Origin of the sequence: Aquihabitans sp. McL0605 (assembly GCF_049993875.1) — a bacterium.
In the GTDB taxonomy this organism is placed as follows: domain Bacteria; phylum Actinomycetota; class Acidimicrobiia; order Acidimicrobiales; family Iamiaceae; genus Aquihabitans.
The window spans coordinates 3,369,056-3,395,291 of the sequence record NZ_CP188252.1 but is presented as its reverse complement, the minus strand read 5'-3'; the positions used below and the strand labels follow the sequence as shown (position 1 = coordinate 3,395,291).

Here is a 26,236-nt window from a genome sequence, read left to right as displayed (position 1 = left end):
GGGTCGAGGCTACGACGCCGCCGCAGGTTGAGTAGCCGGTACTCATGACCACGGCGCGGATCGGGCGGACAGTGGGTGACGAGCACGGGGGCCCGCCCCGCGCCGCAGCCAGGAGGCATCCCGATGGGGTTTTTCAAGCAGGTCAAGGACATGAAGGACATGGTCCACGAGGCTCCCGATCTGATCGCCCAGTCCAACCAGATGGCGGCCAACGCCCAGGTGATGGCGGCCGCGCAGCAGGCCCAGGCCCAGCAGGCCATGGCCGGGGCCACCGCCCCCACCACGTTCGCGTCGTCGCTGTCGAGCGCGGTCAGCGGCGACATGGCCCCGATCGCGGGCGTCAGCATCGAGCTGTACGCCGAGATCTCCCGCTCGTTCGCCGAGGTGGGCTACGACCAGACCAAGGGCCCGGAGCTGGCGGCGCGCCACGGCGTGTCGGCCACGGACTGGGAGCTCGCCCTGGCCGGCTGGAACGACCGCATCACCAACAACCCCACCGTCGCCTCGCGCTTCAACGCCCTGTACACGGGCCGCTGACATGGGCTTCTTCAAGGACCTCAGCGCCATCAAGGCGCAGACGAAGCAGATGGAGGCGACGAGCTCCCCGGGCGCCCGCCTGAGCGAGATGAACGCCAAGATGGCCGTGCTGAACGCCTCGATGGCCCAGCAGGCCGCCGTGCTCACCGCCGCTCCCGGCGACCTGGTCGAGGGGACGGCGCAGATCGTGTCGGCCGCCCCCACCACGTCGTCCATCGGCGGGACCCCGGTGGTCCAGCTGTCGGTGCTGCTGCTCGCGCCGGGCCGCCCACCGGTGCCCGCGTCGGCCGCCGTGATGGTGCCGATGACCTCGATCCACCTGGTCCAGGCCGGGGCCACCCTCCCCGCCCAGCTCAGCGCCACCGACCCCACCGCCTTCACCATCGACTGGACCAGCACCCCCTCATGACCCGCACCCGTCTCCGCTTGGCCGTCTCGGGCCTGACCCTCGCTGCGGCCACCGCCGTGGTCCCGCTCGCGGCCACCCCCGCGTCGGCCCAGACCACGTACCACTCGATCGTCCAGGTCCGGGCGACGGACTCCGGCGGCAGCCAGTACGCCGGCGGGACGGGCTCGGCCCACGTGTCCGACGACGGGAACTGGCTCGCCTTCAGCCGCCTCACCGGCACCGGCAGCTACCTCAAGAGCCTGGTGAGCGGCGAGGCCGAGCTGGTCTCGCTCAACGACGCCGACCAGCCGGCCAACGCCCCGTCCAAGGTCGACGGCGTGAGCAAGGACGGCAGCCGCGTCCTGTTCGAGACGGCGGCCACGAACATGGGCGAGGGCCCGGCCACCGCGCTCGACCTGTACGTGCGCGACCTGGAGACCGGCCACACGAGGCGGGTCAACATGAAGCAGCTGCCCGGCAGCCAGGTGGCCATCGCCGTGAAGCCCGGCGAGAACGTGCTGGCCTCGGAGGCGAGCTACGTGGTGTACACGGCCACCACCAACCACGTGTTCGCCTACCAGTTCGCCTCGGGCCTCGTCGAGCAGATCGACGTGTCCTCCACCGAGGCGCAGGGCAACGGCGGCTCGGGCCAGCCCAGCATCAGCCCCGACGCCCGCTACGTGACGTTCACGACCAGCAGCTCCGACTTCGTCGCCGGCGACGACAACTTCGTGTCCGACGTGTTCGAGCGCGACCGCCAGACCGGGCTCACCACCCGGATCAGCCTCACCGACACCGAGGGCGCGCCCAACCTGGGCAGCGACCACTCGTCGGTCAGCGACAACGGCCAGGCCGTCGCCTTCTCGTCGACCGGCAACAACCTGGTCGCCGGCGACACCAACAACAGCCAGGACGTGTTCATCCGGTACCTGTCGACCGCGAGCACGCTCCGGGTCAGCATCGCCAGCAACCTCGACGCCACCCCCCAGGGCAACGGTGACTCGGGCCGACCCGAGATCTCCGCCACCGGCGCCTACGTCGTGTTCGAGTCCAACGCCGACGACATCGACTACAACGTCACCGCCAACGGCCACGCCGACGTGTTCCTCCGCGACGTGTCGGGTGCCCTGACCACCCAGATCGACACGGTCTCCCACACGAGCGGCAACCAGTCCGCCTCCGGCCCGTCGTACGCCGACGGCAACGGTGCGACCGCCTTCAACTCGGCGGCCACGAACCTGGTCACCGCCGACACGAACGGCGCCGGCGACGCGTTCGCCCGCCGCTACGAGTCCTCGGGCCCGCACGCCATGGGCCTGGGCGACATGATCGCCGACCTCAGCTACCGGTTCGGGATCGACAACGTGCACCCGAACGCCGTCGACGACCTCTACAACGGGCGCCTGACCTCCGGGCGCTTCATCATGGAGCTGGCCCACGCCCCCGCGTTCGCCAAGTACCGGGCGCCGGTCGCCCGCCTCTACCAGGCGTACTTCCACCGGGAGCCCGACCTCAACGGCCTGAACTACTGGATCACCAAGCGGTCCAAGGGCACGTCGCTGTCGGTCATCGCCAAGTCGTTCGCCACGTCGAACGAGTTCAAGACGGCGTACGGCACGGTGGACGACCCCACCTTCGTGAACCTGGTCTACGGCAACGTCCTCCAGCGCAAGCCCGACCAGCCTGGGCTCGACTACTGGGTGGCGAAGATGGCCGGCGGCCTCAGCCGCGGCGACGTGATGGTGGCCTTCTCCGAGTCGAGCGAGGGCCAGCGCACGCTCTCCCCCGAGGTCGACGCCACGCTGGTCGGCCTGGGCACCCTGAAGGCCATGCCGCCCAAGGCCCTGTGGCTCGAGTCGGCCAAGGCTTCACGCGACCACCACATGAGCGAGTGGGGGGCGCTGGTCTACCTGAACAGCGCCGCCTACGAGACCCTCGTCCACCCGTGACGGCGTAGCCTCGGGCCGCATGGGCGACACCGAGCAGCAGCCGGCCAAGCACGGGGCGCAGATCGATCGCACCGCCGAGTGGGACGAGCTGCGCCGACGCCACCTCCGGCCGCCAGGCGAGCGGCCGGAGTCGTCGGCCCGGGGCGTGCACCACGTGGCCCTGCTCTCCCACGACGTGGAGACCACGATCGACTTCTACCAAGGGCTGCTCGAGTTCCCGCTCACCACGCTCTTCGAGAACCGCGACTACCGGGGCTCCACCCACTTCTTCTTCGACATCGGCAACGGCAACTGCCTCGCCTTCTTCGACCTGCCCGGCCTCGACCTCGGGCCCTACGCCGAGGTGCTCGGCGGCCTCCACCACCTCGCCATATCGGTGGAGCCCGAGCGCTGGGCCCACCTCAAGGCCAAGCTCGACGACGCCGGGATCGAGTACGCCCACATCGACGGCACCTCGATCTACTTCCTGGGCCCCGACGGCGAGCGCGTCGAGCTCATCGCCGACCCGCTGGGCGAGATGTACGGCGAGATCGTCCTCTGATCGCCGGCCCCTCCGGGCGTCGGTAGGCTCGCCACTCCGCAACCCAGGGAGACCCCGTGTCCGACAAGAGCGTGTTCACCGACGACGAATGGCAGGCCCTCAGCGAGGCACCGCTGCTCATCTCGATGGCGATGTCGGTGGTCGGACCGCACGGCCCGATCTCGATGATCAAGGAGTCGACGGCGTCGGCCAAGGCGATCGCCGCACCGGCCGACCACGGCGCCGCCAACGAGCTCATCGCCGAGATCATCGAGGTGGCCAAGAGCAAGGAAGCCCGCCACGACGTCAAGGACCACAAGGCCAGCACCCTGCCGGCGATGGTCGACACGCTCCTCGCCGACCTGCCCGCGGCCTCCAGCGCGCTGAAGAAGCTCCCCGACGACGAGGCCGCCGGCGTCCGCGCCTGGCTGGCGCACATCGCCGTGGCCATCGCGGCCGCGGCCAAGGGCACCAGTCCCGAGGAGCAGGCCGTGATCGACCGCATCACGGCCATCTTCGCCTGACCTCGAGCCCACCGATGGAGCCCTTGGTCGTCCGGAAGATGTGGGGAAGCCTCGAGGCGTACCACGGGATGATCTACTTCGCCCCGAGCGCCATCGAGGCCTACGCCGCGCTCGGCATCACGGGCCGGTCCGGGTACTTCGCGTCGCGCAGCGCCCCGATGGGGGCGGTGCCGGCCGAGGTGGTCATCGCCACCTTCTTCAACTTCGACCCGGCGCTGGTCACCCGGGCGATGGCCGGCGTGTGGGCCACCACCACGCCGGCCGCCCTGGTGCAGGCCCGCCTCGACGCGGCCGACGCCACCCTCCGATCGGTGCTGGGGCCCGACGTGCTCGCCGGTGCCGACATGGCCGAGGCCGCCGCGCTCGCCCGTCAGGCCGCCACCGACCTGCCGCTCCACGGCCGGCCGCTGTTCGCCGGGCACGCGTCCCTGCCGTGGCCCGACGAACACCACCTCGTGCTGTGGCACGCCATCTCCCTGCTGCGCGAGTTCCGCGGCGACGGCCACCTCGCCGCCCTCACGATGGCCGGCCTCGATGGCTGCGAGGCGCTCGTCACCCATGCCGCTGCCGGCGACGTGCCGGCCTCGATCCTCCAGTCGAGCCGCGGCTGGTCCGATGCCGACTGGGCGGCGGCCGGGCAGCGCCTCGCCGACCGAGGGCTGGTGGATGCCGGCACCGGCGCGTTCACCGACGAGGGGCGCGCCCTGCGCGCCGAGATCGAAGCCACCACCGATCGCCTCGCGGCGGCGCCGTGGCAGGCGCTCGGCGCCGAGGGGTGCGAGCGGCTCCGCGCCCTGGCCAAGCCGTTCAGCAAGGCCGTCATGGCCAGCGGCGTGTTCGGATGAGCGACACCTCCGACGACGTCTGGGAGGTGATGGCCACGGCCCGGACCATCCGCCGCTTCACCGACGAGCCGGTCGACGACGCCACCTTGACCCGGTGCCTCGAGGCGGCCTCGTGGGCGCCGTCGGGCGCCAACATGCAGGCCCGGCGCTTCATCGTCCTGCGGTCCCCGGAGGTGCGCGCCGTCGTGGCCGCGGCCGCGGCCGAGGCGCTGAAGGTGATCGAGCCCGTCTACGGGATGTCGCGGCCCGGCCCCGACGACGACAGCCGGGTCGCCCGCACCAACCGCGCCACCTACGAGATCCACGACCGCGCCGGCGAGCTCACCTCCGTGCTGTTCACCCAGCAGCGGTTCTCCTCGGCCTCCGACCTGCTGCTCGGCGGCTCGATCTTCCCGGCCGTGCAGAACTTCGTGCTCGCCGCCCGGGCCCTGGGCCTGGGGACCTGCCTCACGAGCTGGGCCTCCTACGGCGGTGAGGCCATGCTGCGCGAGGCGGTCGGTGTGCCCGACGACTGGATGCTCGCCGGCCACGTGGTGGTGGGCTGGCCCCGGGGCCACCACGGCCCGGTCCGCCGCAAGCCGCTGGCGTCGGTGGTCTACACCGACCGCTGGCCGTAGGTGGCGGACAGCTCGTCGCGAAGGACCCGGCGGAGGAGCTTGCCGGTCTCGTTGAACGGCAGCTCGGTGCGGACCTCGATGTGCTCGGGGGTCTTGGTGGAGCGGAGGCGGGTCCGCACGTGGTCGCGCAGCTCGTCCTCGGTGACCTGGGTCCCGGGGAAGGTGACCACCGCGGCCACCACCGCCTCGCCCCACTCGGTGTCGGGGATGCCGACCACGGCGGCGGCCTCGACGGCGGGGTGGTCGATCAGGACCGACTCGATCTCACCGGGCGACAGGTTCTCGCCGCCGCGCACGATGACGTCGTCGAGGCGGCCGTGCACGTACAAGAAGCCGGCCTCGTCGAGGTGGCCGGCGTCGCGGGTGGCGAACCACCCGTCGTCGAGGCCATCGCCCACGCCGAGGTACTCGCCGGAGACCTGCTCGCCGCGCACCCAGATCTCGCCGCGCTCGCCGACCGGCAGCTCGAGGCCGCCGGCATCGCGGATGGTCAGCTCGATCGACGGGAGCGGTCGGCCCACCGAGCCCAGCCGCGCCCGCACCTCGGGGTCGGCGCTGGCGAAGGCCTCGCGGTGGTCGTCGGGGCCGAGCAGGGCGATCGTGCTCGACGTCTCGGTGAGGCCGTAGGCGTTCACGTACGACACGTCGGGCAGCAGGGCCATCGCCCGCTCGATGACCGCGGCGGGCATCGGGCCACCGCCGTACGACAGCGCCCGCAGCGACGAGAGGTGCTCGGTCCCGTCGTCGACGACGTCGAGGATGCGGGTGAGCATGGTGGGCACCACCATGGCGTTGGTGACCTGCTCGGCCTCCACGGTGGCCACCCACGCGGCCGGATCGAACGCCTGGAGGTACACGAGCCGGCGCCCTCCGTAGAGCGACGACAGCACGGTCGAGATCCCGGCGATGTGGTACGGCGGGACGCTCACGATGGCGGCTTCGTCCTCGTCGGCGCCGGCGAACTCCACCGTCGAGAGGATGTAGGAGGCCAGGTTCTGGTGGCGCAGCACGGCCGCCTTCGGCGCGCCGGTGGTGCCGCTCGTGTAGAGCAGCACGGCGATGGCGTCGGGGTCGCCGGCGTAGGGGTCGGCCGGCTCAATCGCCTCGTCGAGCGAGGCGGCGAGCAGTTCGGCCGTGGTGAGGACGTCGGCGCCGTCGATGGGGCCGAGGCGTTCCGCCACGCCCTCCCCCACGATCACCGTGGCCGGCACCGTGCGAACGACGATGTCTCGCAGCTGGTCGTCGGTGAGGCGGTAGTTGATGGGGACGAACGGCTTGCCGGCGAGCGCCGAGCCGAACAGCGCCAGCGGGACCGCCTCGGAGTTGAGGTCGATCAGGACCACCCGCTCGCCGGGCCGCCCGGCCAGGAGCGTGCCGAGCCGTCCCGACCGGAGGGCCAGCTCCGCCATGGTGGTGCCGCCGGGGCGGGACCCGACCGCCACGCGGTCGCCCATGCCGTCGGCCGCCATCTGCAGGAGCATCCCCAGGTGCACGACGCCCTCCTCAGTCCGACGACGGCAGCGGCTTGGCGTCCTTGAGCACGAGCACCTCGTCGCCGAGCGACAGGGCCGACGTGCCGGACTTGGTGCACAGCACCTCGATGTCGCCGGTGGCATCGACGTAGCGCTTGCCGATCAGGCACCCGGTGTCGAAGCCGGCGACGAGCACGGCGCCATCGGCGGCGGCCTCGTCGGGCCCGTGCATGGCCGCGCCGCCGCAGCGCAGGTCGAGGTCGCCCGCGGGCGCCTTCACGATGACGGCCTCGGCGTCGCAGACCGCCGAGCGCACGCGCGCTCCAGGCTTGGCTTCGATCATTCCCCGTGCTCCTTCGGTCTGTTCGTGGTGATCATGTCAGGCACCGTCTCGCTGCAGCAGGAGCACGCCCGAGGGCGTGCCGCCCCCCGACGTCACCACGGCCGTGCGGGCGTCGGCCACCTGGCGCTCGCCGGCGTCGCCGCGCAGCTGCACGATGGCCTCGCGGAGGAAGCCGAACCCGTGGGTCCGGCCCTCCGACAGCTGGCCGCCGTGAGGGTTGACCGGCAGCTCGCCGTCGAGCGCGATCCGGCGGCCGCCGTCGAGCCAGTCGGTCGCCTCGCCGAGCCCGCAGAACCCCAGGCCCTCGAGCCAGGAGACGGCGTTGAACGTGAAGCCGTCGTAGAGCAGGGCGAGGTCGACGTCGGCGGGGCGCAGGCTGGTGCGGGTCCAGAGGTGGGCGGCCTGGCCCAGCACCTGGGGCTCGTGGGTGATGGTGCCCTGCTCCCACGACACCCGCTCGGCGATCTGGGTCCCGACCGCGTCGATCCGGATGGCCGGGTGCGGCAGGTCGCCGGCCACCGAGGCATCGGACACGACGACGGCGATCGACGCGTCACAGGGGACGTCGCAGTCGTAGAGGCCGAACGGCGACGTGATGGGGCGCGCCGCGAAGTAGTCGTCGATCGTCATCGGGTCGCGGTAGATGGCGTCGGGGTTGCGGCCGGCGTTGGTGCGGGCGTTGACAGCGATCCAGCCCAGGAGCTCGCGGGTGGCGCCGTAGCGGTGGAGGTACTGGTTGGCGTTCATGCCGATCCAGTTGGCGGGCGACACCGCGCCGAACGGCGCCCGCCACTGCGAGCCGCCCGAGGCGCGCCCGCCGCCCGTCGGGCGCAGGCCCAGCGCCGCGTAGGTCGACTCCCACACCGTGCGGAAGCACAGGACGTGGCGGCACAGGCCGTTGGCCACCGCCTGCACGGCGGCGATGATCGACCCGCCGGGCCCGGGGAGCTCCATGCCGCCATTGATCCAGGTGGGGTGCAGGCGCAGGGCCTCCTCCACGGCCGTGACGCCGCCCTCGCTCATGCCCATCCCGATGCCGCCGGGGTAGGTGGACAGGCCGTCGATGTCGTCGAGCGTGAGCCCGGCGTCGGCCACGGCTTCGAGGCAGGCGTCGACGGCCAGCGAGAGGGGGTCGCGCATGAGCCGCCGGCCGATCGCCGAGCGGCCCACGCCCGACAGCACGGCGCGGTGCTCGAAGCGGTCGTCGGTGAGCGGGCGGCGCGGGGCGGGCAGCTTGGGCGAGACGTCGATGTCCAGGTCGGGCGCGCCGGTGGGGGCGAAGACCGGGAGCCACACGTCGTCGTGGTGCTCGAACCGGACGGCCACCTGCTGGCCGATGTGCACGTCGCCCGGGTCGCACCCGACGACGTTGGTGGTGAGGCGGACGTCGGCCGACTCCTCGATGGCCACGTTGGCCACGACGTAGGGCGGCGTGAAGTCGGGTGACCACGGCTGCGAGTTCACGGTGAAGCCCACGACGGTGCCTCGACCCGAGACCTGGGAGGGCGACCACGACCGGCTCCGGCAGACGGGGCAGATCGGGACGGGCGGGTGGACGAGCGTGCGGCAGTCGTCGCAGCGCTGGATCGACAGCCGGCCCGAGGACCCGGCGGTCCAGAACCACTCGGTGAAGGGGGTCAGCTCCGGCAGCGACCCGGCGCTCCGGACCGGCACGACGGCGTCCCCTGTTGGCTCGGATCCCGTCACGGCGTGGTGCCCCCTGGCATCATCTTGACTTCGACGTCAAGAAAGGTAGTCGGTCAGGACAGGTCGGCGAGAACCGGCGGGAGCTCGGGCGTGGTCCGGATGCCCGGCGCTGCCCCGCACACCACCGCCACCGAGTTGACGGCCCGGTTGGCCGTATAGCCCGGCGTGGTCTCGGCCATCCGCTCGAGCGGGATCGGCATCCGCAGCTCGATCTCCAGCGGGGCATCGCCCTCGACCGACACGTGCCAGCCGGTGTCGAGCAGCTTCCACGCCGGTTCCAGCTCGGTGCTGCAGTACCAGGTGGCCCGGAAGCGCAGCAGCGGCCGGCCGTCTCGGCTGCCGGTGACGGAGATCCGCTGCGCCGCAACCGTCCCCGTCTCGATGGTCCCGGCGGCGATCTCGATCGGGTGCGGCGCGGTGGCCACCTCCCCCGTGGCCTCGAGCTCGTCGAGGGGGATCGACAGCGCCTCGGCGACCACCTGGAGCGACGGCCCGAAGCTGTCGCGCAGGTACGCCAGGGTGCCCTCGTCGAAGGTCGACGGCGCCTTGCCGAAGCCCATGATGTCGAACAGCAGCTCGGGCGAGTCGCGCTTGGACAGGTCGGCGAACTCGTCGATGGTCAGCGCGTCGAGGCGGCGCTGGATCGAGGTGACCACCAGCGGGATGGCCTCGCTGATGAAGCCGGGGCTGCTCCCCGTGCTGTGGATGGAGGTGCCGCCGGCAGCGCACGCCTCCTCGACCCGCTCGCGGAGCTCCGGCACGAGGCTGGCCGGCCGGTGGAACTCGCCACGGGTGGTCACCACGTTGGCGCCCGATGCCAGGAGCCGGCACACCACATCGAAGTCGCAGGCGTTGGGCATGTACAGGACGCAGTCGGCGCCGAGCGCCACGATCTCGTCGATGTCGGAGGTGGCGATCACGCCGGTGGCGGGCCGGTCGCACAGGTCGCCCGCGTCGCGGCCGGCCTTGTCGTCGCCGTGCACGTAGACCCCCACCAGCTCCATGCCGGGGTGGCCGATCACGCCCTGGAGCGAGCGGGTGCCGATGTTGCCGGTGGACCACTGGACCACCCGGAGGGGGACGGCGCTCATGGCTGTTCTCCGTTCGCGAGGGCGGCCTTGTAGAGGGTGTTCTCGGCCAAGCGCATGTGGGCGGCGTCGACCAGGCGGCCGTCCTGGCCGATGGCTCCCACGCCCTGGGCCTCGGAGGCGCGGTAGGTGTCGATGGCCTCGCGGGCCGCCGCCACCTCGGCCGAGGTCGGGGCGAACACGTCGTTGGCGATGGGGATCTGGCCCGGGTGGATGCACCACTTGCCGTCGAAGCCCAGGAGGCTGGCGTGGGTGGCCGAGCGCCGGTAGCCGTCGGGGTCCTGGTACGCCGGGAACGGGGCGTCGATGGCGTCGATCCCCGCCGCGCGGGCGGCGGCCAGCACCTGCACGCGGGCGAAGTGCCAGAAGTCGCCCGGGTACTCCCCGACCGGGTCGAAGTTGCCGTCGACTCGGGCCTTGAGCGACGCCGACAGGTCGCCCGCCCCGAAGATGATCGCCTCGAGCCGGTCGCTGGCCTGGGCGATCTCCAGTGCGTTGTGGAGGCCCTCGGCCTCCTCGATGAGGACCTCGAGCCCGATCCGCTTGGTCATCCCGAGCTTGGCCTCGAGCTGGGTGAGCAGCACGTCGACCCACCACACGTCGCGGGCGGTGCGGGCCTTGGGCACGATGATCACGTCGAGCGCGTCGCGGGCGCCGGTGACGATCTCGATGATGTCGTCGTGGCACCACTGCGTGTCGAGCCCGTTGACCCGCACGGCGCGGACGGTCCGGCCCCAGTCCTGCTCGGTGAGGGCGGCCACGGCGGTGCCGCGGGCGGCCTCCTTGGCGAGCGGTGCGCAGGCATCCTCGAGGTCGAGGAACACGAGGTCGGCGCCGGACGCGGCCGACTTCGCGGCCATCTTCTCGCTGCTCGCCGGCGTGGCCAGCTCGGATCGTCGGACGCGGGGAGCGCGCATCAGGGCCGGACGAGGCCGAGGTGGTCGCGCAGGGTGGTGCCGGTGTAGCGGTCTCGGAACACCCCGCGCCGCTGGAGTTCGGGGACCACCAGCCGGACCACGTCCTCGTAGGCACCCGGGGAGTGGGTGGCGGCCAGCACGAACCCGTCGCACGCCGCCGTGTCGAACCACTCCTCCATCTGGTCGGCCACCGAGGTGGCGGTGCCGACGAACCGGGGGCCCTGCAGCAGCGTGGCGCGGTGGCCGGCCAGGTCGGCGAGCGTCATCGTCTCGCCGCCGAAGTTGGCCCGCAGGTTCTTGACCAGGCCCCGCACGCCCGACGACGACTCGATGAGCTCGTCGGTGATGGGGGCGTCGAGCTCGATGCCCGAGAAGTCGTAGTTCATGAGCTCGGACAGGAGGGTCAGCGAGGCCATCGGGTGGACCAGGTCGTTCAGGAACAGCTGCTCGCGCTCGCGGGCGTGGTCCTCGGACTCGCCGATGACGGTGTACGCCATCGGCAGCATCTTGACGGCGTCGGGGTCCCGGCCGGCCTCGGCGATCTTGGCCTTCTGCTCGGCGTAGTGGGAGCGGGCCACCTCGATCCCCGGGTCTCCGGTGAAGATCAGCTCGGCCCAGCGGGCGGCGAACGCCAGCCCGCGGCCCGACGACCCGGCCTGCAGCAGCACCGGCCGGCCCTGCGGCGTGCGGGGCACGGTGAGCGGCCCGCGCACCTTGTACCAGTCGCCCTCGTAGTTGAGCTCGTGGACCTTGTCGGGGTCGGCGAAGATGCCGTTCTCCCGGTCGAGGACCAGGGCGTCGTCCTCCCACGTGTCCCACAGGCCGGTGGTGGCCTCGAGGAACTCGTCGGCGCGGTCGTAGCGCTCGTCGTGGCCCAGGTGCTCGCTGAGCCCGAAGTTCTGGGCCTCGCTGTCGTTGATCGACGTGACCACGTTCCAGGCGGCGCGGCCCTCGGACAGGTGGTCGAGCGTGGCGAACGTTCGGGCCACGTGGAAGGGCGAGTAGTAGGTGGTGGAGTACGTGGCGCCGAGGCCGATCGACCGGGTGGCGGCGGCCACCACGCCGAGCACCACGCTGAGGTCGAGCTTCACCGGCCGGGCGCCCCGCAGGACCGCCTCGGCCACCGACCCGCCGTACACGCCGGGCATCGCGAGGCGGTCGTCGAAGAACATCAGGTCGAAGCAGCCCTCCTCGAGGGTGCGGCCGAGCTTCTGGTAGTAGCTCGCCGAGAGGAAGCCGTGCTCGGTGGCCGGGTGGCGCCACGAACCGGAGTACACGGTGGCGTTGCCGGCCTGCATGAACCCCACCAACGACATCTGCCGCTTCGGGTCTCGCTCCACGTGTGCGCTCCTCGTTCGTCCGTCCCACGGGCCCCGACCGCCATGCGGAGATGCCCTTCTTGGAAAGTGTATATCGCATTCTCGTCCGATGAGAAGCCCTGCATCTGGTAGGAACACGCCATGGCCTCCAGCCGCCGGATCGGCGCCGAGAGCTCGCTGACCCGGGCGGCCCTGCTCGATGCCGCCGAGCAGCTGATGCTCGAGGAGGGCTACGCGGCGGTCACGTCGCGCCGGGTGGCCAGCCGGGCCGAGCTCAAGCCCCAGCTCGTCCACTACTACTTCCGCACCATGGACGACCTCTACCTCGAGGTGTTCCGCCGCCGGGCCGAGCAGGGCCTCGAGCGCCAGGCCGACGCGCTGGCGTCGCCCCAGCCGCTGCGGGCGCTCTGGGCGTTCAGCAACGAGGGCGGCGGCACCGCGCTCACCATGGAGTTCGCCGCCCTGGCCCGGCACCGCCCGGCCATCCGCGCCGAGGTCGGCGGCTACGCCGAGCAGTTCCGCATCCGACAGCTCGCGTCGCTGTCCGACGCCCTCGCCGGCCACGGCATCGACCCCGACGAGCTGCCACCGGTGGTGCTCCTGGTGTTCATGACCAGCCTGTCGCGCATGTTGGTGATGGAGGAGGGGCTGGACATGTCGATCGGCCACGCCGAGACCCGGTCGCTGATCGAGCGCTGGCTGACCGAGGTCGAGGGCCCCGCCCGTTGACCCACCCCGACGTGCGGTGGTAGGCAGTCGGCGGAATGCTGAGCAGTCGCACAGCATCGAGCACCCAAGGGACCGATCGTGACCGACCTCGACGACGTCGACTACTACCTGGATCCGTCGCTGGCCGACGATCCGCACCCGTACTTCCACCACATCCGGTCGAAGTGCCCGGTGGTCCACCTCCCCCAGCACGACGTCATGGCCGTCACCACCTACGAGGCCACCGCCGAGGTGCTCCGCGACCACGAGACGTTCTCCTCGTGCAACGCCGTGGGCGGCCCCTTCCCGGGGTTCTCGGTGAAGCCCGAGCCCAGCGACGACCTCAGCGCGTTCATCGCCGAGCACCGTGCCGAGCTGCCGATGAGCGAGTACGCCGTGGCGCTCGACGAGCCCGAGCACAACGCCCAGCGGGCCCTGATCATGCGGCTGTTCACCCCCAAGCGCATGAAGGAGAACGAGGCCTTCATGTACGGCCTCGCCGACCGGCTCATCGACGAGCACATCGGCACCGGCAAGATCGAGACGCAGGGCGACTTCGGCCCGGTGTTCGCCCTCCTGGTCATCGCCGACCTGCTCGGCGTCCCCGAGGAGGACCACACCGAGCTCCGCAAGACGTTCGGCGGCCTGCCCACCCTCGACGAGGCCGGTGACGGCGGCACCGTGGCGCACGACCCCCTGGCGTTCCTGCAGGAGAAGTTCGCCGGGTACATCGAGGACCGCCGCCGCCAGCCCCGCAACGACGTGCTCACCTCGCTGGCCCAGGCCACCTACGCCGACGGCTCCATCCCCGACATCGACACGATCTGCCGCATGGCCACCTTCGTGTTCGCCGCCGGCCAGGACACCACGGCCCGCCTCATCACCGCGGGCCTGCGGATCATCGGCGACGACCCCGAGATCCAGGCCTACCTCCGCGCCGACCACGAGCGCATCCCCAACTTCGTCGAGGAGGTGCTGCGCCACGACGGCGTCGTCCGCACCGCCGGGCGCACCGCGGTCCGCACCACCACCATCGCCGGCGTCGAGATCCCCGCCGGCACGTCGATCGGCATCTTCCCCGGCTGCGCCAACCGCGACCCCGCCCGGTTCGAGGACCCCGACGAGTTCCGGCCCGACCGCCCCAACGCCAACGAGCACCTCGCCTTCGGCCGCGGGATCCACGCGTGCCCGGGCGGCCCGCTGTCTCGCATCGAGGCACGGGTCGCGCTCGAGCGGTTCCTCGATCGCACGACCGACATCCAGATCGACCCCGAGTTCCACGGCCCTCCCGGTGACCGCCGCTGGCAGTTCGAGCCGATCTACATCCTCCACGGCCTCCAGGCGCTCCACCTCCTGCTGACCCCGGCGGAGGTGGCCAAGTGAGCCGGGTCGTGGTGGTGACGGGCGGGGCGTCAGGCATCGGGCTCGGGGTCGTCGAGCGCTTCGCCGCCGACGGCCACCAGGTGGCGGCGTGGGACATCCAGCCCGAGGCGGTCCAGAAGGTGGCGGCCGACCTGGGCGTGCTCGGCCAGGTCGTCGACGTCGGCGATCGGGCTGCGGTCGAGGCGGCCTTCGACGTGGTCCGCGCCGAGCTGGGCCCGATCGAGATCGTGATCACGTGCGCCGGGGTCGACGTCTCGGGCCCGTTCGCCGAGCTGACCCAAGACGCCTGGGACCGCGCCATCCGGGTGAACCTGACCGGCACGTTCAACTGCACCCAGCCCGTGGTGGCCGAGATGATCGCCGCCGGCTGGGGCCGGATCGTCACGATCTCCTCGTCGAGCGCCCAGTCCGGCGCCCCCGATCGACCGGCCTACGTGGCCTCGAAGGGTGGCGTGATCGCCTTCACCAAGGCACTCGCGGTCGACCTGTCGCCGCACGGCATCACCGCCAACACCATCCCGCCGTCGATCGTCGACACGCCGATGGCGCAGGCCGGTGTCGCAACGGGCGTGATCCCACCGCTCGACGTGATCAAGGACTTCATCCCGATCCGCCGGGCCAGCACCCCCGCCGACATCGCCGGCACCTGTGCCTTCCTCTGCTCCGACGAGGGCAGCTCGATCACCGGTCAGACCATCGGCGTCAACGGCGGCATGTACATGTAGGGCTCACGTCCCGAGGTCGATGACGACCTTGCCGATGGCACCGCCGTCGGCGACGAGCTGCAGCGCCTCGGCCACACGGTCGAGAGGGAAGGTCGCGCCGATGTGCGGGGTGGCCCGGCCGGACACGAACAGGTCGAGGAGCTCGGCCTCGTTGCGGGTCCACTCGTCGGTGTGGTGGCCCACGAAGTCGATGAACTGGAAGCCCACGATCTCGATGCCCTTGAGCAGGACCAGGTTCAGCGGGATGCGCGGCACCTCGCCCGAGGCGTAGCCCACGGTCACGAAGCGGCCGCCGTAGTGGAGCGATCGCAGCGCGGGCTCGGCGAGGGCACCGCCGACGGGATCGACCACCACGTCCGTGCCGCCGGGGACCAGCTCCTTGAGCGCGCTGCGGACGTCGGCGCCGCGGTGGTCGAGCACGCGGGTGGCGCCGAGCTCCTGGGCCACGGCGAGCTTCTCGGCCGACGACGCCACCGCGGTGACCGTGGCGCCGAGCAGGGCGCCGAGCTGCACGGCGGCCAGGCCCACACCACCGCCCGCACCGAGGACGACCAGCTCCTCGCCGGGCTGCACCCGCGCCACCGAGCGGAGCACGTGGTAGGCGGTGCGGTGGGCGACACCGAAGGCCGCCGCCCGTTGGAGGTCGGCGCCCGGAGGGAGCCGGATGACGGCCGACGCGCCGAGCACCACCTCCTCGGCGAACCCTCCGGCGATCGCGGTGCCGATGGCGAGGTCGCCCACCGCCAGGCCCTGCACGTCGTCGGCCACCTCGATGATGGTCCCGGCCATCTCGCTGCCGGGCACGAACGGGAGGGGCACCGAGATCTGGTACTTGTCGGCCATCACCAGCACGTCGGGGTAGTTCACGGCGGCGGCGCGCACCGCGATGCGCGCCTGGCCCGGGCCGAGCGGCGGCGGATCGATCTCGGCGACCGAGACCTGGTCGGGCCCGCCGTACGACGAGCACACGGCCGCCCGCACGTCAGCGGCCCTGCCAGACCGGGTCGCGGCGCTCGACGAAGGCGGTCGAGCCCTCGATGGCGTCCTGGCTCTGGAACACCCGGGGCTGCCACTCGGCGAGCTTCTCCCGAGCGCGCTCGGGGTCGGCGACGGCGAGGCGCACCAGGTCCTTGCACGCGGCGACGCCGAGGGGGGCGTTGGCGGCGATCTTCTCGGCCAGGCGGACGGCCGTCGCCAGCACGTCGTCCGCCGGGACCACAGCGTTGACGAGACCGATCTCGTAGGCCCGGGCCGCGCTGATCGGCACGCCGGTCATCGCCAGCTCCAGGGCGATGCCCATGGGGATGCGCTGGCCGATGAACGTCCCGCCGCCGCCCGGGAACAGGCCGCGCTTCACCTCGGGCAGCCCGAACTGAGCCTGGTCGGACGACACGATCAGGTCGCAGCCGAGCAGCAGCTCCAGGCCGCCGGCCAGGGCGGTGGCGTTGGCCGCGCCGACGAGCGGAACCTCCACCTCGCCGCGCATCAGGCGGAGGTACGCGGCGCGCTCGGCGGCGGGGACCGACTCGAAGGTGGCGCCGGCGGCGAACGACCGCAGGTCCATCCCGGCGCAGAACGCCTTGTCGCCAGTGCCGATCAGCACCACGACCCGGACGGCGGGGTCGGCCTCCGCGCTCAGGATGGTCTCGCCGATCTGCGTGATCATCTCGAACGTGAGGGCGTTGCGGGCGTCGGGCCGGTTCAGGCGCAGGACCAGCACCCCGCCGTGGCGCTCGAAGACGAGATCGTCGTCCGCGTCGGTCATCCCCGGTAGTCCGACGACTCGGCGAAGTCGGCCGCCTCCTGCATCGACTGCAGGACGACGGGCCCGAACGACTGGAGCTTGATGTCGTCGCCCGCCCGCTGGAAGCCCTGCTCCAGCACCACGGCGAGCTTCCACTTGGCGAGGACCGTGTAGTAGTCCATGTCGTCCACCTGGCGGCCCGAGACCTCGGAGTAGCGCTCGAGCACCTCGGTGCGAGACGGCATGCCGGTCATGTCGACGTAGCCGGCGACGGTGCCCGCCCCGCCGCTGGTGTCCTCGGGCCAGCTCTGCACGACCCAGCCGAGGTCGAGCTTGGGGTCGCCGACGGTGCCCATCTCCCAGTCGACGATGGCGGCGAGCTTGGCCGGCCCGCCGTGCTCGTACATCACGTTGGCGAACTGGTAGTCGCCGTGCATCAGCCCGGGGATGTAGTCGATGGGCTTGTGGGCCCGCAGCCAGGCGGCGGCCTCGTCGAAGCCGGGGACCTCGCGCGCCTTGACGCGGTCGAAGAACGCGGTCCACCGGTCGACCTGGCGCTCGTGGAACCCCTCGGGCCGGCCCAGGTCCTGGAGGCCCTTGGCCTGCCAGTCGACCTTCGACAGCAGGGCGATGCCCTCGACCAGCTGGTACGCCAGGCCCTGGCGGGCGTCGAGGTCGGAGTAGAAGGGCTCGGGCCACTCGTCGACGTTGATGGGCGACCAGCCGTCGACGTAGCCCATCACGTAGAAGGTCCGGCCCAGCACGCTCTTGTCGGTGCACACGGCGAGCGCCGGCGGGTGGGGCACGTCGGTGCCCTCGAGCGCCTCCATGATCCGCCACTCGCGGAGGATCCCGTCGTCCCGGCTCTCGGGCGCCTCGGGGGGCGGGATGCGCAGGGCGCCGTGGAGGTCGCCGCGCTCGATCTCGTAGATCTCGTTCTGCGTCCCGCCGGACACGAACGTGATCTTGGGCGGGCTGCCGTCGCCGACGAGACCGGTCTCGTCGAGCCAGGTGGTCAGGCGGTCGGTGTCGATCACAGGTTCCCCACTTCGAGTTCGAGGTGCTCGGCGAACTTCTCGCGAGCGGCAGCCAGGCGCTTGGGCCGGTGCTGGGTGGGCCACAGGTCGTCGCTCGGCTGGTAGTCCCGCAGGACCTGCTTGGCCACGGTGACCTTGTGGACCTCGGTGGGCCCGTCGGCCAGGCCCATGACGGCGGCCCCCAGCATCATGTTGTGGAAGGGCATCTCGTTGCTGACGCCGAGCGCGCCGTGGACCTGCATGGCCCGCTGGGCGATGTCGTGCAGCACGCCGGGCATGAGCACCTTGATGGCGGCGATGTCCTTGCGCACCTTGCGGTAGTCGTTGTGCTTGTCGATCGACCACGCCGTGTAGAGCACGAACAGCCGGAACTGCTTGAGCTGCGCGTACGAGTCGGCGATGTAGCCCTGCACGAACTGCTTGTCGGCCAGGCGGCCGTCGGCCGTCTTCCGGCTGAGCGCCCGCTCGCACATCATGTCGAGCGCGTTCTGGGCCATGCCGATGGTGCGCATGGCGTGGTGGATGCGGCCGCCGCCCAGGCGGGTCTGGGCGATGGCGAACGCCTGGCCCTCACCGCCGAGCAGGGCCTCGGCCGGCACCCGGACGTTGTCGTAGTGGATGAGGGCGTGGGAGCCCTCGGCATCGGGCTCGCCGGCCAGGGCCACGTTGCGGACGATGTCGATCCCAGGCGTGTCGGTCGGGATCAGGAACATCGACATGCCCTCGTACACGCTCACGTCGGGGTTGGTGACCACCATGACGATGAGGAACGCGGCGGTGTTGGCGTTGGAGGAGAAGAACTTCCAGCCGTTGATGACCCAGTCGTCGCCGTCTCGGACCGCGCTGGTCTCGAACAGCGACGGGTCGGAGCCGGCCTGCGGCTCGGTCATCGAGTAGCAGGAGAACAGCTCGCCGCCCAGCAGCGGCTCGAGGTAGCGCTCCTTCTGCTCGGGCGTGCCGTAGTGGGCGATGATCTCGGCGTTGCCGGTGTCGGGCGCCTGGCACCCGAAGATGATCGGCGCCCACGACGACTGGCCGAGGATCTCGTTCAGCAGCGACAGCTTCAGCTGGCCGTAGCCCTCACCGCCCAGCTCGGGCCCGAGGTGGGTGGCCCACAGCTTCTGGTCGCGGACCTGCTGCTTGAGCGGGTCGATGATCGCCTTCAGCTTGGCGTCGGGCGGCGTGAACGCCAGCCCGTGGAAGAGCAGGTCGAGCGGTTCGACCTCCTCCTTCACGAATGCCGCGGCCCAGTCGAGCTTGGCCTGGAAGTCGGGTTCTGTCTCGAAGTCCCATGTCATGTTGGCACCTCCCTGTGCCGTCAGAATAGAATTCTGGATATGGAGAAGTCAATTAGCGTCACGGGGAACGATGTTGCGGCCCGGATCGCCGCGGCCACGGTGGCGGGGCGCGAGGCCAGCTACTCCGACGAGGTCCGCCGCCTGCTCGATGCCGGCCGCGACGCCATGCGCGAGCGCGGCACCGGCTCGAAGCCCCGTGTGGCCGACATCGTCGCCGCCGCCGGCCTGTCGAACGACGCCTTCTACCGCCACTTCGCATCGAAGGACCGGCTGGTGGCCGCCATCCTCGAGGACGGCACCGAGCGGCTGCGCAGCTACCTCGCCCACCAGATGTCGAAGGCGGCCACCCCGCAGGATGCGGTGGCCCGCTGGGTCGACGGGGTGCTGGCCCAGGCGGCCGACCCCGACATCGCCGCCACCACGCTCGCCGTGCTCTGGAACGGCGGCGGGGCCGCGATCGACACCGCCACCCGGCCCTCGGCCAGCGCCCCGCTCGGCACCCTGCTGCACGAGCCCTTCGCCGAGCTGGGCAGCAGCGACCCCGAGCTCGACGCCTCGCTGGTGGCCCACGCCGTGGTCGGCCTGCTCTCGGATCTGTTGTGGGCCGGCGAGCGCCCCACCCCGGCGGTGAAGCGGCGCATCGTGGCCTTCTGCCTCGGGGCGGTCACACCTTCCGCGTGAGGCCCCCGTCGACGCGGATGCTCGCGCCGGTGGTGTAGCTCGACGCCGCGCTCGCCAGGTGGAGGGCGAGCGGCGCGATGTCGTCGGGCTCGCCCAGCCGCTTGAGCGGGACGAAGCCGCCCTCGAGCGCCTCGGCCGGCCACACGTTGGTGATGTCGGTGCGGATGGGCCCGGGCAGGATCGTGTTGACCCGCACCTTCGGGGCGAAGGCCTCGGCCAGGCCCACGGTCATGGCGTTGAGCCCGGCCTTGGCGCAGGCGTAGGGCAGCTCGTGGGTGCTGGCCACCAGCGAGCCGGTGGTGGAGATGTTGATGATCGAGCCGCCGTCGTGCGCCGCCATGTGGGTGCCGGCCAGCACGGCCAGCCGGAACGGGCCCTTCAGGTTGACCGCCAGCGTCTTGTCGTAGAGCTCCTCGGTGACCGCGTCGAGCCGCTCGTACAGCGGGGACATGCCGGCGTTGTTCACGAGCACGTCGAGGCGGCCGAGCTCGGCCAGCGTGCGGTCAATCAGCAGGTCGCACTCGTCCCAGTGGCCGACGTGGCAGGCCACCGGCAGTGCCCTCCGGCCCGTCGACGCCCGCACCTCCGCCGCCGCCGCCTCGCACGCGTCGAGCTTGCGGGAGGCGATCACCACGTCGGCGCCGGCCTCGGCGAGGATCTGCACGATCGCCCGCCCGATCCCTCGCGAGCCGCCGGTGACGACGGCCACCTTGCCGGTCAGGTCGTGCAGGGCCTTCAGGTCGGTCATGCGGCGGACCGTACCGGCCGAGCGGACCCGGCGCCGTTGCTCTACGATAACTACGTTCGCGTCCAGCGATAACGCCGTATCTCCCAGGAGCCCCCATGCCTCGCCGCCTGCCCGACCACCCGATCCACGTCCGCGCCGCCCGCATGCTCGACGTGACGGCGGGCGAGCTGATCGAGCCCGGTTCGCTGCTCATCGACGGCGAGCGGATCGCCGAGGTCTCCCCCACCTCGGTGCCCGACGACGCCGAGGTGATCGACCTGGGCGACGTCACCCTCCTCCCCGGCCTCATGGACATGGAGGTCAACCTGTTCCTCGGCGGCCCCGACCACCGCAGCCCGCTCACCGCGGTGCAGGAGGACCCGGCGGTGCGCACCCTGCGCGGCGTCACCAACGGCGCCCGCACCCTGCGGGCCGGGTTCACCACCGTGCGGAACCTGGGCCTGTTCATCCAGACCAACGGCATCCTCCTCGACGTCGCCCTCAAGAAGGCCATCGACCTCGGCTGGGTCGACGGCCCCCGCGTCGTGCCGGCGGGCCACGCCATCTGCCCCACCGGCGGCCACCTCGACCCCACCATGTTCCAGGCGTTCGCCCCGCACGTGCTGCCGCTCACCGTCGAGGAGGGCATCGCCAACGGGATCGACGAGGTCCGCAAGGCCGTCCGCTACCAGATCAAGTACGGCGCCCAGGTCATCAAGGTCTGCGCCTCGGGCGGCGTCATGAGCCACACCGGTCCCGCCGGCGCCCAGCAGTACTCCGACGAGGAGCTGGCCGCCATCGCCGACGAGGCCCACCGCGCCGGCCTCAAGGTGGCCGCCCACGCCCACGGCGACCAGGGCATCAAAGCGGCGCTGGCCGCCGGCATCGACTGCATCGAGCACGGTTCGCTGATGTCGGACGAGACGCTCGCCACGTTCATCGAGCAGGGCACGTTCCTCGTCGCCACCACCTACCTGGCCGACGGCATGGACGTGTCGCACGCGCCGCCGGAGCTGCAGGCGAAGGCGGCCATCGTCTTCCCGCAGGCCAAGGCCACCATCTCGAAGGCCATCGCCCAGGGCGCCAAGGTGGCCTGCGGCACCGACGCCCCCGCCATCCCCCACGGCCGCAACGCCAAGGAGCTGCTGGCCCTCGTCGACCGGGGCATGACCCCGCTCCAGGCCATCCGCGCCGCCACCACCGTCGCGGCCGAGCTGATCGACGTCGACGACCGCGGCCGCCTCGATGCCGGCCTGCTCGCAGATGTGATCGCGGTGCCGGGCAACCCGCTCGAAGACATCGGCGTCACGGAGCAGGTCCGCTTCGTGATGAAGGGCGGCCGGGTCTACCGCCGCGACTAGAACGACTCCGACCGACCACCCCGCACAGAGACGAGCGCACCACCATGGGCAAGGCCTACGTGATCTTCACCGAGACCATCCACGACGAGGAGGGGATCGCCAAGTACAACGAGCTCGCCATCCCCACCATCGGCGCGTCAGGCGCCCGCGTGCTGGCGTTCGACGACAACGCCGACGTGCTCGAGGGCGAGTGGCCGGGCCGCACCGTCATCTTGGAGTTCGACACGCCCGAGCTGGCTCGCGAGTGGTACGACTCCCCCGCCTACCAGGAGGCCGCCGCCGTCCGTCAGGCCGCCACCACCAGCCACGGCGTGATCATCAACGGCTTCTGATCAGGCCTCCGGGGCGCCGATCCCGTAGAAGATCAGCCCCCACAGCTCCTCGGCCGCATCGTCGGTCTTGGTGCCCGCCGATGCGCCGCCGATGGTGCTCGAGAACGCGTTGAACATGATGGCCTCGAGCACGACGCCGGCCACGCGGCGCAGCGGCACGCCGGCGCGGATCACGCCGGCCTCCTGCGCGTCCTTGAGGACGCCCTCGAACAGGGTGACCAGCGGGTCGAAGGCGCGGGCAGCCTCGTCGGGCTGGGCGGTGAGGAGCTGCTGGGCGAACTCGGCCAGGGCCCGTGCCGGCGCCTTGCGGGTGGCGCCGCGGCTGGTGGGCCGGCAGATCCGGTAGTACTCGACGACGAACAGGTGCAGGCGCTCGCGCGGGTCGGGCTCGGCGGCCACCTTGTCGCCGAGGAGGTCGGCGGTGGAGCGGACCGACTCCTCGAACAGGGCGAGCAGCAGCTCCTGCTTCCCGCCGAAGTACTGGTAGAAGCTGCGCAGCGACTGGCCGGAGCGCTCGACGACCTCTTGGACCGTGAACTCCTTGCCGGTGGCGTTGTCGTTCATCAGCTCCAGGGCGGCGTCGAGGAAGCGCTGGACGCGGCTCTCGGCGCGCACGCGAGCCGAGTCGAGCGAGCGGGCGACCGCCTGGTCCCGCCAGCTGGCGGGGGCCGGCGGATCGGCAGGGGTCTCGTTCGTGGCCATGGATGAGAGGCTAGTCCGAGGTGGGGTAGAACGAGAGTCTTGCGACGCCTGATGAGCGCTTGCGCAAGCGGAGAGTGACGATCTTCACATCGGGCCCTCCGTGTCGAAACCTCAGACGCCGAAACCTCAGACCGCAGGCTCCACGATCTGGTCCATGGTGGCGGCCCCGCTGTCGGGGACGCGGGCCTGGCGCCACACCTCCACCGGGAACGACACGTTCACCAGCGAGTACAGGAGCCACAGCAGGTGGGTGGCGTCGTCGGGCAGGGCGTCCAGCTCGAAGCCGTCGAGGTACGCGGTGGCGTCGGCCAGGCGCGGGAAGGCGGCGTCGTAGAACACCTGGAGCTCGTCCATGGAGCTGGCCAGGCGCTTGGCGTAGCGCTCGGCCTCGTGCTCGAGCACCCAGTCGGCGAACGGGGCGAGGTCGGAGAACTCGGCGGGAAGGGAAGCGGTCATCGAGGGCTCCTGGGTCACGAGGCGGCCGAGATGCCGACGGGCGTCTCGGCGGGCTGCTCGAAGTCGGCGATCATGTCGCGGGCGGTCTTGTGCAGGTGGCGCAGGAGGATCTCCTGGTCGTTGAGCGGGAAGCTGGTCACCGCTCGCGACTCGATCATCGACTGCGTGGCCTCGAGGGTGTTGCCGTCCTGGAGCGCGTACTCCTTGAACGTGACGGCGGCGAGCTCCTGGCGGAGGCGCTCCGTGGCGTTCTTCGGGGGCACGAAGTAGAGGGTCCCCTCGAAGGTGTGGGTGTTGTAGGACGTCGGCCAGTAGTGGTACGTGAGGTACCAGCCCGGCGCCCACACCAGCAGCATGAAGTTGGGGAACAGCACGAAGGTGTCGACGCCCCACGCCGGGTGCCCGGCGGGGTTGAGCGACTCGGGCAGCACGTCGAGGCCGTCGATCTCGGGCCGGTCCCAGGGGCCGAACAGGCCGCTGCGGAGCACGTTCTCGATGGGCTTCACCATGCCCGGGTCCTTGGGCGGCGCCATGCCGCCCCACGACGAGACCATGCCGTGGAGGCCCTCGATGCGGTAGTCGAGCGCTTCGAAGCCGTAGCCCTGGAGCTTGCGCGACTCCTCGTCGGTGGCTTGCTTCGCGTGCAGGACGGGTGCGTGGTAGAACTCCGCGAACGCGTCGATGAAGAGCTTCCAGTTGGCGCCGATCTCGGACCGGTACTTGTAGACCTCGGTCATCTCGCCGAACGGGTAGCCCTCGAGCCCGGTGCCGAGCTTGCCCAGGTACTCCGCCACCGTCGTGGTGTTGTCGGGGTCGAGGTTCACGAAGATGAACCCCTCCCAGACCTCGGTCTGGACGCCGGCGAGGCCGAACTCCGACAGGTCGAGGTCGAAGAACTCGTCCTGCTGCTGGACGAACGTCAGCGCCCCCTCGAGGTCGTAGCGCCAGCCGTGGTACTTGCAGGTGAACTGCCGGCAGCTGCCGCTGGTCTCCTCCTTGGGGTAGTCCTGCCACACGAGCTTGTTGCCGCGGTGGCGGCAGATGTTGTGGAAGGCGCGGACCTCACCGTCGCCGCCCTTCACCACGATCACCGACGTGCCCGCAGCCGCGAGCTCCTTGGTGAAGTAGCTGCCGGTGCGCTTCAGCTGCTCGATGCGCCCGACGTTGAGCCAGGTGCGGGAGAAGATCGCCTTGCGCTCGAGCTCGTAGTGCTCCGGCGAGATCGAGTCCTCGTAGGACACGGTGCCGGTGCCGAGGTCGGGGTAGTGCTGCGTCCAGCTGCCCTCGGCGGGCTTCGGGAAGTGAGCCATGTCGTGCGTTCCTTCGTCGGTTCGTCAGGAGACGATATCACGGGTCTCTGAAAAAGAGAAGGTCATTCCCGGATTTGGATCAGGTCGTCATCGAGCGGCACGCGGAACGATCCGAGCGCCATCGCCAGGGCGTCGTAGGCGCCCACCGTGAAGATCAGGTCGAGCAGCTGCTGGGCGTCGAGGTGCTCGGCCAGCGCCGCCCACGTGGCGTCGCCGAGGGCCCCCTCCGCGATGAGCTCGTCGACCGCGGCGAGCATCGCCGCCTCCAGCGGATCCCATCCCTCGGCACCGCCGGCCGCGATCCGCTCGACCTCGTCGGGCTCGAGGCCGACGTCGCCCGCCAGGACCACGTGCTGCGCCCACTCGTAGGCGGAGCCGCGCACCGCTGCCACCCGCAGCACGAGCAGCTCGCGCTGGCGCGTGGTCAGCGTGGTGTTGAACAGGAGGTGGCCGTTGAAGGTGTGGAAGGCGGTGGCGAGCTGCGGGTGCAGCGCCAGCGTCCCCAGCACGTTCAGGCCCTTGGGCCGCCCAGGGTCGCGCGACGGGAACGGGTGGCGGGGCTCGGCCGGGCGGATGGCGGCGAGCGCGCCGCGCATCTCGGGCGGCCAGTCGGCGGGGGCGAGCGGCGCGATGCGAGGGCCGTCGGCGGGCGGGACCGGGACGGTCACTTGACCGGCTCGTCGCCGGCCAGCGTGCAGCGGTGCATGTCGCGCGCCGACGTGGGGTCGTAGCGGCACGCCCGGTGGAGCACCCCGCGGTTGTCCCAGATGACCGTGTCGCCCACCGCCCACTCGTGGCGGTAGATCCGCTCGGGTGCGGTGGACCGGTCGAGCAGGTCGGCCAGCAGCGCCTTGCTCTCGTCGGGATCGAAGCCGACGACGTGGTCGGCGGTGGCGCCGAGCACCAGCGACTTCCGGCCCGACTGGTGGTGCCACACCAGCGGGTGCTCCTTGGAGGGGCGCTGGCGCCACCTGGCCAGCTCCTCGGGCGTGGGGTCGTCGTTGCTGAGGCGCTGCGCCGCTTCGAAGGTGTGGACCACCCGCTGCGCTTCGCAGTACGCCTTCTGATCGTCGCTCAGGTCCTCGTACGCGGCGTACGAGCTGGCGAACTCGGTCTCGCCTCCGGTGGCGGCCACCGCATGGGCGCTCAGGATGGTGGCCATGATCGGGATGTCGTCGGTCATGCCGTCGATGTGCCAGTCGAACGTGCCGCGCAGGTAGGCCGCGGACGGGTTCTTGGCCGGGTCGAGGGTGACCCGGAAGATCTCGGGCGGATCGGAGCGGGGCGAGGTCTCCACCGAACCGAGCCGCTTGCTGAACGCCACCTGGGTGGTGTCGTCGAGGTGGAGGCCGCGGAACACCAGCGCGCCGTGCTCCTCGAGCGCGTCGTGGATGAGCGCCGGCAGCTCCGGGTCGTCGAGCAGGCGGTCGTGGTCGACGCCCAGGACCTGCGCCCCGACCGCGTCCCCCAGCCTCTCCGTCGTCAGTGCAGCCATGTCTCGTCCTCCGGCTCGTGCCTGTGCAGAAGGTGACTATACAAGAAGAAG

General features: G+C 71.3%; 29 protein-coding genes. 13 read left to right on the top strand and 16 right to left on the bottom strand.

Annotated elements, in window-relative coordinates; translation table 11 throughout:
- The first annotated feature begins 123 nt into the window (after window positions 1-123).
- Genes ACPPVX_RS15635 through ACPPVX_RS15605 form a run of 7 tightly spaced genes read left to right on the top strand, consistent with a single transcriptional unit; the run spans window position 124 to window position 5,380 of the window.
- On the top strand, window positions 124-537 hold the full coding sequence (locus ACPPVX_RS15635; RefSeq protein ID WP_426571497.1) for a hypothetical protein: 414 nt from the start codon (window positions 124-126) through the stop codon (window positions 535-537).
- A gap of 1 nt (window position 538) precedes the next feature.
- Window positions 539-946, top strand: coding sequence for a hypothetical protein (locus ACPPVX_RS15630; RefSeq protein ID WP_426571496.1), 408 nt, complete (start codon window positions 539-541; stop codon window positions 944-946).
- Window positions 943-2,874 (top strand): DUF4214 domain-containing protein, encoded by a 1,932-nt coding sequence (locus tag ACPPVX_RS15625; protein ID WP_426571495.1) that lies wholly within the window; start codon window positions 943-945, stop codon window positions 2,872-2,874. The genes ACPPVX_RS15630 and ACPPVX_RS15625 overlap by 4 nt, the downstream gene beginning before the upstream one ends.
- A gap of 19 nt (window positions 2,875-2,893) precedes the next feature.
- The gene (locus ACPPVX_RS15620) at window positions 2,894-3,415 is read left to right on the top strand and encodes a VOC family protein (protein ID WP_426571494.1); all 522 of its coding nucleotides are present in this window, start codon (window positions 2,894-2,896) and stop codon (window positions 3,413-3,415) included.
- A 56-nt stretch (window positions 3,416-3,471) separates the two neighbouring features.
- A complete protein-coding gene (locus ACPPVX_RS15615) occupies window positions 3,472-3,918 on the top strand; it encodes a hypothetical protein (RefSeq protein ID WP_426571493.1) in 447 nt (148 codons plus the stop codon).
- A 14-nt stretch (window positions 3,919-3,932) separates the two neighbouring features.
- Complete coding sequence (locus tag ACPPVX_RS15610) at window positions 3,933-4,763, top strand: SCO6745 family protein (RefSeq protein WP_426571492.1); 831 nt, start codon at window positions 3,933-3,935, stop codon at window positions 4,761-4,763.
- Window positions 4,760-5,380 carry a nitroreductase family protein gene (locus tag ACPPVX_RS15605; protein WP_426571491.1) on the top strand — a complete coding sequence of 207 codons (621 nt, stop codon included), beginning with the start codon at window positions 4,760-4,762 and terminating at the stop codon, window positions 5,378-5,380. The genes ACPPVX_RS15610 and ACPPVX_RS15605 overlap by 4 nt, the downstream gene beginning before the upstream one ends.
- Here the strand turns inward: ACPPVX_RS15605 and ACPPVX_RS15600 are convergent.
- The 6 genes from ACPPVX_RS15600 to ACPPVX_RS15575 all read right to left on the bottom strand — a co-directional run bounded on the left by ACPPVX_RS15600 (window position 5,359) and on the right by ACPPVX_RS15575 (window position 12,223).
- On the bottom strand, window positions 5,359-6,873 hold the full coding sequence (locus ACPPVX_RS15600) for a class I adenylate-forming enzyme family protein (RefSeq protein ID WP_426571490.1): 1,515 nt from the start codon (window positions 6,871-6,873) through the stop codon (window positions 5,359-5,361). The two genes, ACPPVX_RS15605 and ACPPVX_RS15600, sit on opposite strands and share 22 nt — an antisense overlap.
- Before the next feature lie 10 nt (window positions 6,874-6,883).
- Window positions 6,884-7,195, bottom strand: coding sequence for a hypothetical protein (locus ACPPVX_RS15595; RefSeq protein ID WP_426571489.1), 312 nt, complete (start codon window positions 7,193-7,195; stop codon window positions 6,884-6,886).
- A 36-nt stretch (window positions 7,196-7,231) separates the two neighbouring features.
- A complete protein-coding gene (locus tag ACPPVX_RS15590) occupies window positions 7,232-8,869 on the bottom strand; it encodes a thiolase C-terminal domain-containing protein (RefSeq protein ID WP_426571488.1) in 1,638 nt (545 codons plus the stop codon).
- A gap of 86 nt (window positions 8,870-8,955) precedes the next feature.
- A complete protein-coding gene (locus ACPPVX_RS15585; protein ID WP_426571487.1) occupies window positions 8,956-9,993 on the bottom strand; it encodes a dihydrodipicolinate reductase in 1,038 nt (345 codons plus the stop codon).
- Window positions 9,990-10,907, bottom strand: coding sequence for an HpcH/HpaI aldolase/citrate lyase family protein (locus tag ACPPVX_RS15580; RefSeq protein ID WP_426571486.1), 918 nt, complete (start codon window positions 10,905-10,907; stop codon window positions 9,990-9,992). Before ACPPVX_RS15580 ends, ACPPVX_RS15585 begins: the two co-directional genes overlap by 4 nt.
- Window positions 10,907-12,223 (bottom strand): LLM class flavin-dependent oxidoreductase, encoded by a 1,317-nt coding sequence (locus ACPPVX_RS15575; RefSeq protein ID WP_426575045.1) that lies wholly within the window; start codon window positions 12,221-12,223, stop codon window positions 10,907-10,909. Before ACPPVX_RS15575 ends, ACPPVX_RS15580 begins: the two co-directional genes overlap by 1 nt.
- A 144-nt stretch (window positions 12,224-12,367) precedes the next feature.
- Between ACPPVX_RS15575 and ACPPVX_RS15570 the strand changes: the two genes are divergently transcribed.
- The 3 genes from ACPPVX_RS15570 to ACPPVX_RS15560 all read left to right on the top strand — a co-directional run bounded on the left by ACPPVX_RS15570 (window position 12,368) and on the right by ACPPVX_RS15560 (window position 15,042).
- Window positions 12,368-12,955, top strand: coding sequence for a TetR/AcrR family transcriptional regulator (locus ACPPVX_RS15570; RefSeq protein ID WP_426571485.1), 588 nt, complete (start codon window positions 12,368-12,370; stop codon window positions 12,953-12,955).
- A 78-nt stretch (window positions 12,956-13,033) separates the two neighbouring features.
- Window positions 13,034-14,317, top strand: a complete 1,284-nt coding sequence (locus ACPPVX_RS15565; protein WP_426571484.1) for a cytochrome P450 — start codon at window positions 13,034-13,036, stop codon at window positions 14,315-14,317.
- A complete protein-coding gene (locus tag ACPPVX_RS15560; RefSeq protein ID WP_426571483.1) occupies window positions 14,314-15,042 on the top strand; it encodes an SDR family NAD(P)-dependent oxidoreductase in 729 nt (242 codons plus the stop codon). Before ACPPVX_RS15565 ends, ACPPVX_RS15560 begins: the two co-directional genes overlap by 4 nt.
- Before the next feature lie 3 nt (window positions 15,043-15,045).
- Here ACPPVX_RS15560 and ACPPVX_RS15555 read toward each other — a convergent pair whose 3' ends face one another.
- Genes ACPPVX_RS15555 through ACPPVX_RS15540 form a run of 4 tightly spaced genes read right to left on the bottom strand, consistent with a single transcriptional unit; the run spans window position 15,046 to window position 19,121 of the window.
- The gene (locus ACPPVX_RS15555) at window positions 15,046-16,023 is read right to left on the bottom strand and encodes an NADPH:quinone oxidoreductase family protein (RefSeq protein ID WP_426571482.1); all 978 of its coding nucleotides are present in this window, start codon (window positions 16,021-16,023) and stop codon (window positions 15,046-15,048) included.
- A 1-nt stretch (window position 16,024) separates the two neighbouring features.
- Window positions 16,025-16,807 carry an enoyl-CoA hydratase-related protein gene (locus ACPPVX_RS15550; protein WP_426571481.1) on the bottom strand — a complete coding sequence of 261 codons (783 nt, stop codon included), beginning with the start codon at window positions 16,805-16,807 and terminating at the stop codon, window positions 16,025-16,027.
- Window positions 16,804-17,823 (bottom strand): phosphotransferase family protein, encoded by a 1,020-nt coding sequence (locus tag ACPPVX_RS15545; RefSeq protein ID WP_426571480.1) that lies wholly within the window; start codon window positions 17,821-17,823, stop codon window positions 16,804-16,806. Before ACPPVX_RS15545 ends, ACPPVX_RS15550 begins: the two co-directional genes overlap by 4 nt.
- Window positions 17,820-19,121 carry an acyl-CoA dehydrogenase family protein gene (locus ACPPVX_RS15540; protein WP_426571479.1) on the bottom strand — a complete coding sequence of 434 codons (1,302 nt, stop codon included), beginning with the start codon at window positions 19,119-19,121 and terminating at the stop codon, window positions 17,820-17,822. Before ACPPVX_RS15540 ends, ACPPVX_RS15545 begins: the two co-directional genes overlap by 4 nt.
- Before the next feature lie 39 nt (window positions 19,122-19,160).
- On the opposite strand from ACPPVX_RS15540, the gene ACPPVX_RS15535 reads away from it, so the two are divergent.
- On the top strand, window positions 19,161-19,802 hold the full coding sequence (locus tag ACPPVX_RS15535) for a TetR/AcrR family transcriptional regulator (RefSeq protein WP_426571478.1): 642 nt from the start codon (window positions 19,161-19,163) through the stop codon (window positions 19,800-19,802).
- Here the strand turns inward: ACPPVX_RS15535 and ACPPVX_RS15530 are convergent.
- On the bottom strand, window positions 19,786-20,550 hold the full coding sequence (locus tag ACPPVX_RS15530) for an SDR family NAD(P)-dependent oxidoreductase (protein ID WP_426571477.1): 765 nt from the start codon (window positions 20,548-20,550) through the stop codon (window positions 19,786-19,788). The genes ACPPVX_RS15535 and ACPPVX_RS15530 overlap by 17 nt on opposite strands.
- Before the next feature lie 95 nt (window positions 20,551-20,645).
- Here ACPPVX_RS15530 and ACPPVX_RS15525 point away from each other — a divergent pair, with 95 nt between their 5' ends.
- Complete coding sequence (locus tag ACPPVX_RS15525) at window positions 20,646-21,890, top strand: amidohydrolase family protein (RefSeq protein ID WP_426571476.1); 1,245 nt, start codon at window positions 20,646-20,648, stop codon at window positions 21,888-21,890.
- 44 nt (window positions 21,891-21,934) lie between these two features.
- Window positions 21,935-22,222 (top strand): DUF1330 domain-containing protein, encoded by a 288-nt coding sequence (locus ACPPVX_RS15520; protein ID WP_426571475.1) that lies wholly within the window; start codon window positions 21,935-21,937, stop codon window positions 22,220-22,222.
- Here the strand turns inward: ACPPVX_RS15520 and ACPPVX_RS15515 are convergent, their stop codons facing one another.
- The 5 genes from ACPPVX_RS15515 to ACPPVX_RS15495 all read right to left on the bottom strand — a co-directional run bounded on the left by ACPPVX_RS15515 (window position 22,223) and on the right by ACPPVX_RS15495 (window position 26,185).
- Complete coding sequence (locus ACPPVX_RS15515) at window positions 22,223-22,924, bottom strand: TetR/AcrR family transcriptional regulator (RefSeq protein ID WP_426571474.1); 702 nt, start codon at window positions 22,922-22,924, stop codon at window positions 22,223-22,225.
- A gap of 126 nt (window positions 22,925-23,050) precedes the next feature.
- A complete protein-coding gene (locus ACPPVX_RS15510) occupies window positions 23,051-23,380 on the bottom strand; it encodes a hypothetical protein (protein WP_426571473.1) in 330 nt (109 codons plus the stop codon).
- A 14-nt stretch (window positions 23,381-23,394) separates the two neighbouring features.
- The gene (locus ACPPVX_RS15505; protein ID WP_426571472.1) at window positions 23,395-24,690 is read right to left on the bottom strand and encodes an aromatic ring-hydroxylating oxygenase subunit alpha; all 1,296 of its coding nucleotides are present in this window, start codon (window positions 24,688-24,690) and stop codon (window positions 23,395-23,397) included.
- Between the two features lie 62 nt (window positions 24,691-24,752).
- Entirely contained in the window at window positions 24,753-25,358 is a 606-nt protein-coding gene (locus tag ACPPVX_RS15500) for a carboxymuconolactone decarboxylase family protein (RefSeq protein ID WP_426571471.1), read from the bottom strand.
- Complete coding sequence (locus tag ACPPVX_RS15495; RefSeq protein ID WP_426571470.1) at window positions 25,355-26,185, bottom strand: TauD/TfdA dioxygenase family protein; 831 nt, start codon at window positions 26,183-26,185, stop codon at window positions 25,355-25,357. Before ACPPVX_RS15495 ends, ACPPVX_RS15500 begins: the two co-directional genes overlap by 4 nt.
- Window positions 26,186-26,236 lie beyond the last annotated feature (51 nt).

Coding starts and splice junctions, on each gene's coding strand:
- ACPPVX_RS15575 (WP_426575045.1), bottom strand. CDS start 12,223: ATGTCGTTGGTGGGGTTCATGCAGGCCGGCAACGCCACCGTGTACTCC.
- ACPPVX_RS15635 (WP_426571497.1), top strand. CDS start 124: ATGGGGTTTTTCAAGCAGGTCAAGGACATGAAGGACATGGTCCACGAG.
- ACPPVX_RS15595 (WP_426571489.1), bottom strand. CDS start 7,195: ATGATCGAAGCCAAGCCTGGAGCGCGCGTGCGCTCGGCGGTCTGCGAC.
- ACPPVX_RS15540 (WP_426571479.1), bottom strand. CDS start 19,121: ATGACATGGGACTTCGAGACAGAACCCGACTTCCAGGCCAAGCTCGAC.
- ACPPVX_RS15530 (WP_426571477.1), bottom strand. CDS start 20,550: ATGACCGACCTGAAGGCCCTGCACGACCTGACCGGCAAGGTGGCCGTC.
- ACPPVX_RS15515 (WP_426571474.1), bottom strand. CDS start 22,924: ATGGCCACGAACGAGACCCCTGCCGATCCGCCGGCCCCCGCCAGCTGG.
- ACPPVX_RS15610 (WP_426571492.1), top strand. CDS start 3,933: ATGGAGCCCTTGGTCGTCCGGAAGATGTGGGGAAGCCTCGAGGCGTAC.
- ACPPVX_RS15580 (WP_426571486.1), bottom strand. CDS start 10,907: ATGCGCGCTCCCCGCGTCCGACGATCCGAGCTGGCCACGCCGGCGAGC.
- ACPPVX_RS15520 (WP_426571475.1), top strand. CDS start 21,935: ATGGGCAAGGCCTACGTGATCTTCACCGAGACCATCCACGACGAGGAG.
- ACPPVX_RS15620 (WP_426571494.1), top strand. CDS start 2,894: ATGGGCGACACCGAGCAGCAGCCGGCCAAGCACGGGGCGCAGATCGAT.
- ACPPVX_RS15625 (WP_426571495.1), top strand. CDS start 943: ATGACCCGCACCCGTCTCCGCTTGGCCGTCTCGGGCCTGACCCTCGCT.
- ACPPVX_RS15495 (WP_426571470.1), bottom strand. CDS start 26,185: ATGGCTGCACTGACGACGGAGAGGCTGGGGGACGCGGTCGGGGCGCAG.
- ACPPVX_RS15570 (WP_426571485.1), top strand. CDS start 12,368: ATGGCCTCCAGCCGCCGGATCGGCGCCGAGAGCTCGCTGACCCGGGCG.
- ACPPVX_RS15605 (WP_426571491.1), top strand. CDS start 4,760: ATGAGCGACACCTCCGACGACGTCTGGGAGGTGATGGCCACGGCCCGG.
- ACPPVX_RS15525 (WP_426571476.1), top strand. CDS start 20,646: ATGCCTCGCCGCCTGCCCGACCACCCGATCCACGTCCGCGCCGCCCGC.
- ACPPVX_RS15535 (WP_426571478.1), top strand. CDS start 19,161: ATGGAGAAGTCAATTAGCGTCACGGGGAACGATGTTGCGGCCCGGATC.
- ACPPVX_RS15550 (WP_426571481.1), bottom strand. CDS start 16,807: ATGACCGACGCGGACGACGATCTCGTCTTCGAGCGCCACGGCGGGGTG.
- ACPPVX_RS15510 (WP_426571473.1), bottom strand. CDS start 23,380: ATGACCGCTTCCCTTCCCGCCGAGTTCTCCGACCTCGCCCCGTTCGCC.
- ACPPVX_RS15630 (WP_426571496.1), top strand. CDS start 539: ATGGGCTTCTTCAAGGACCTCAGCGCCATCAAGGCGCAGACGAAGCAG.
- ACPPVX_RS15505 (WP_426571472.1), bottom strand. CDS start 24,690: ATGGCTCACTTCCCGAAGCCCGCCGAGGGCAGCTGGACGCAGCACTAC.
- ACPPVX_RS15585 (WP_426571487.1), bottom strand. CDS start 9,993: ATGAGCGCCGTCCCCCTCCGGGTGGTCCAGTGGTCCACCGGCAACATC.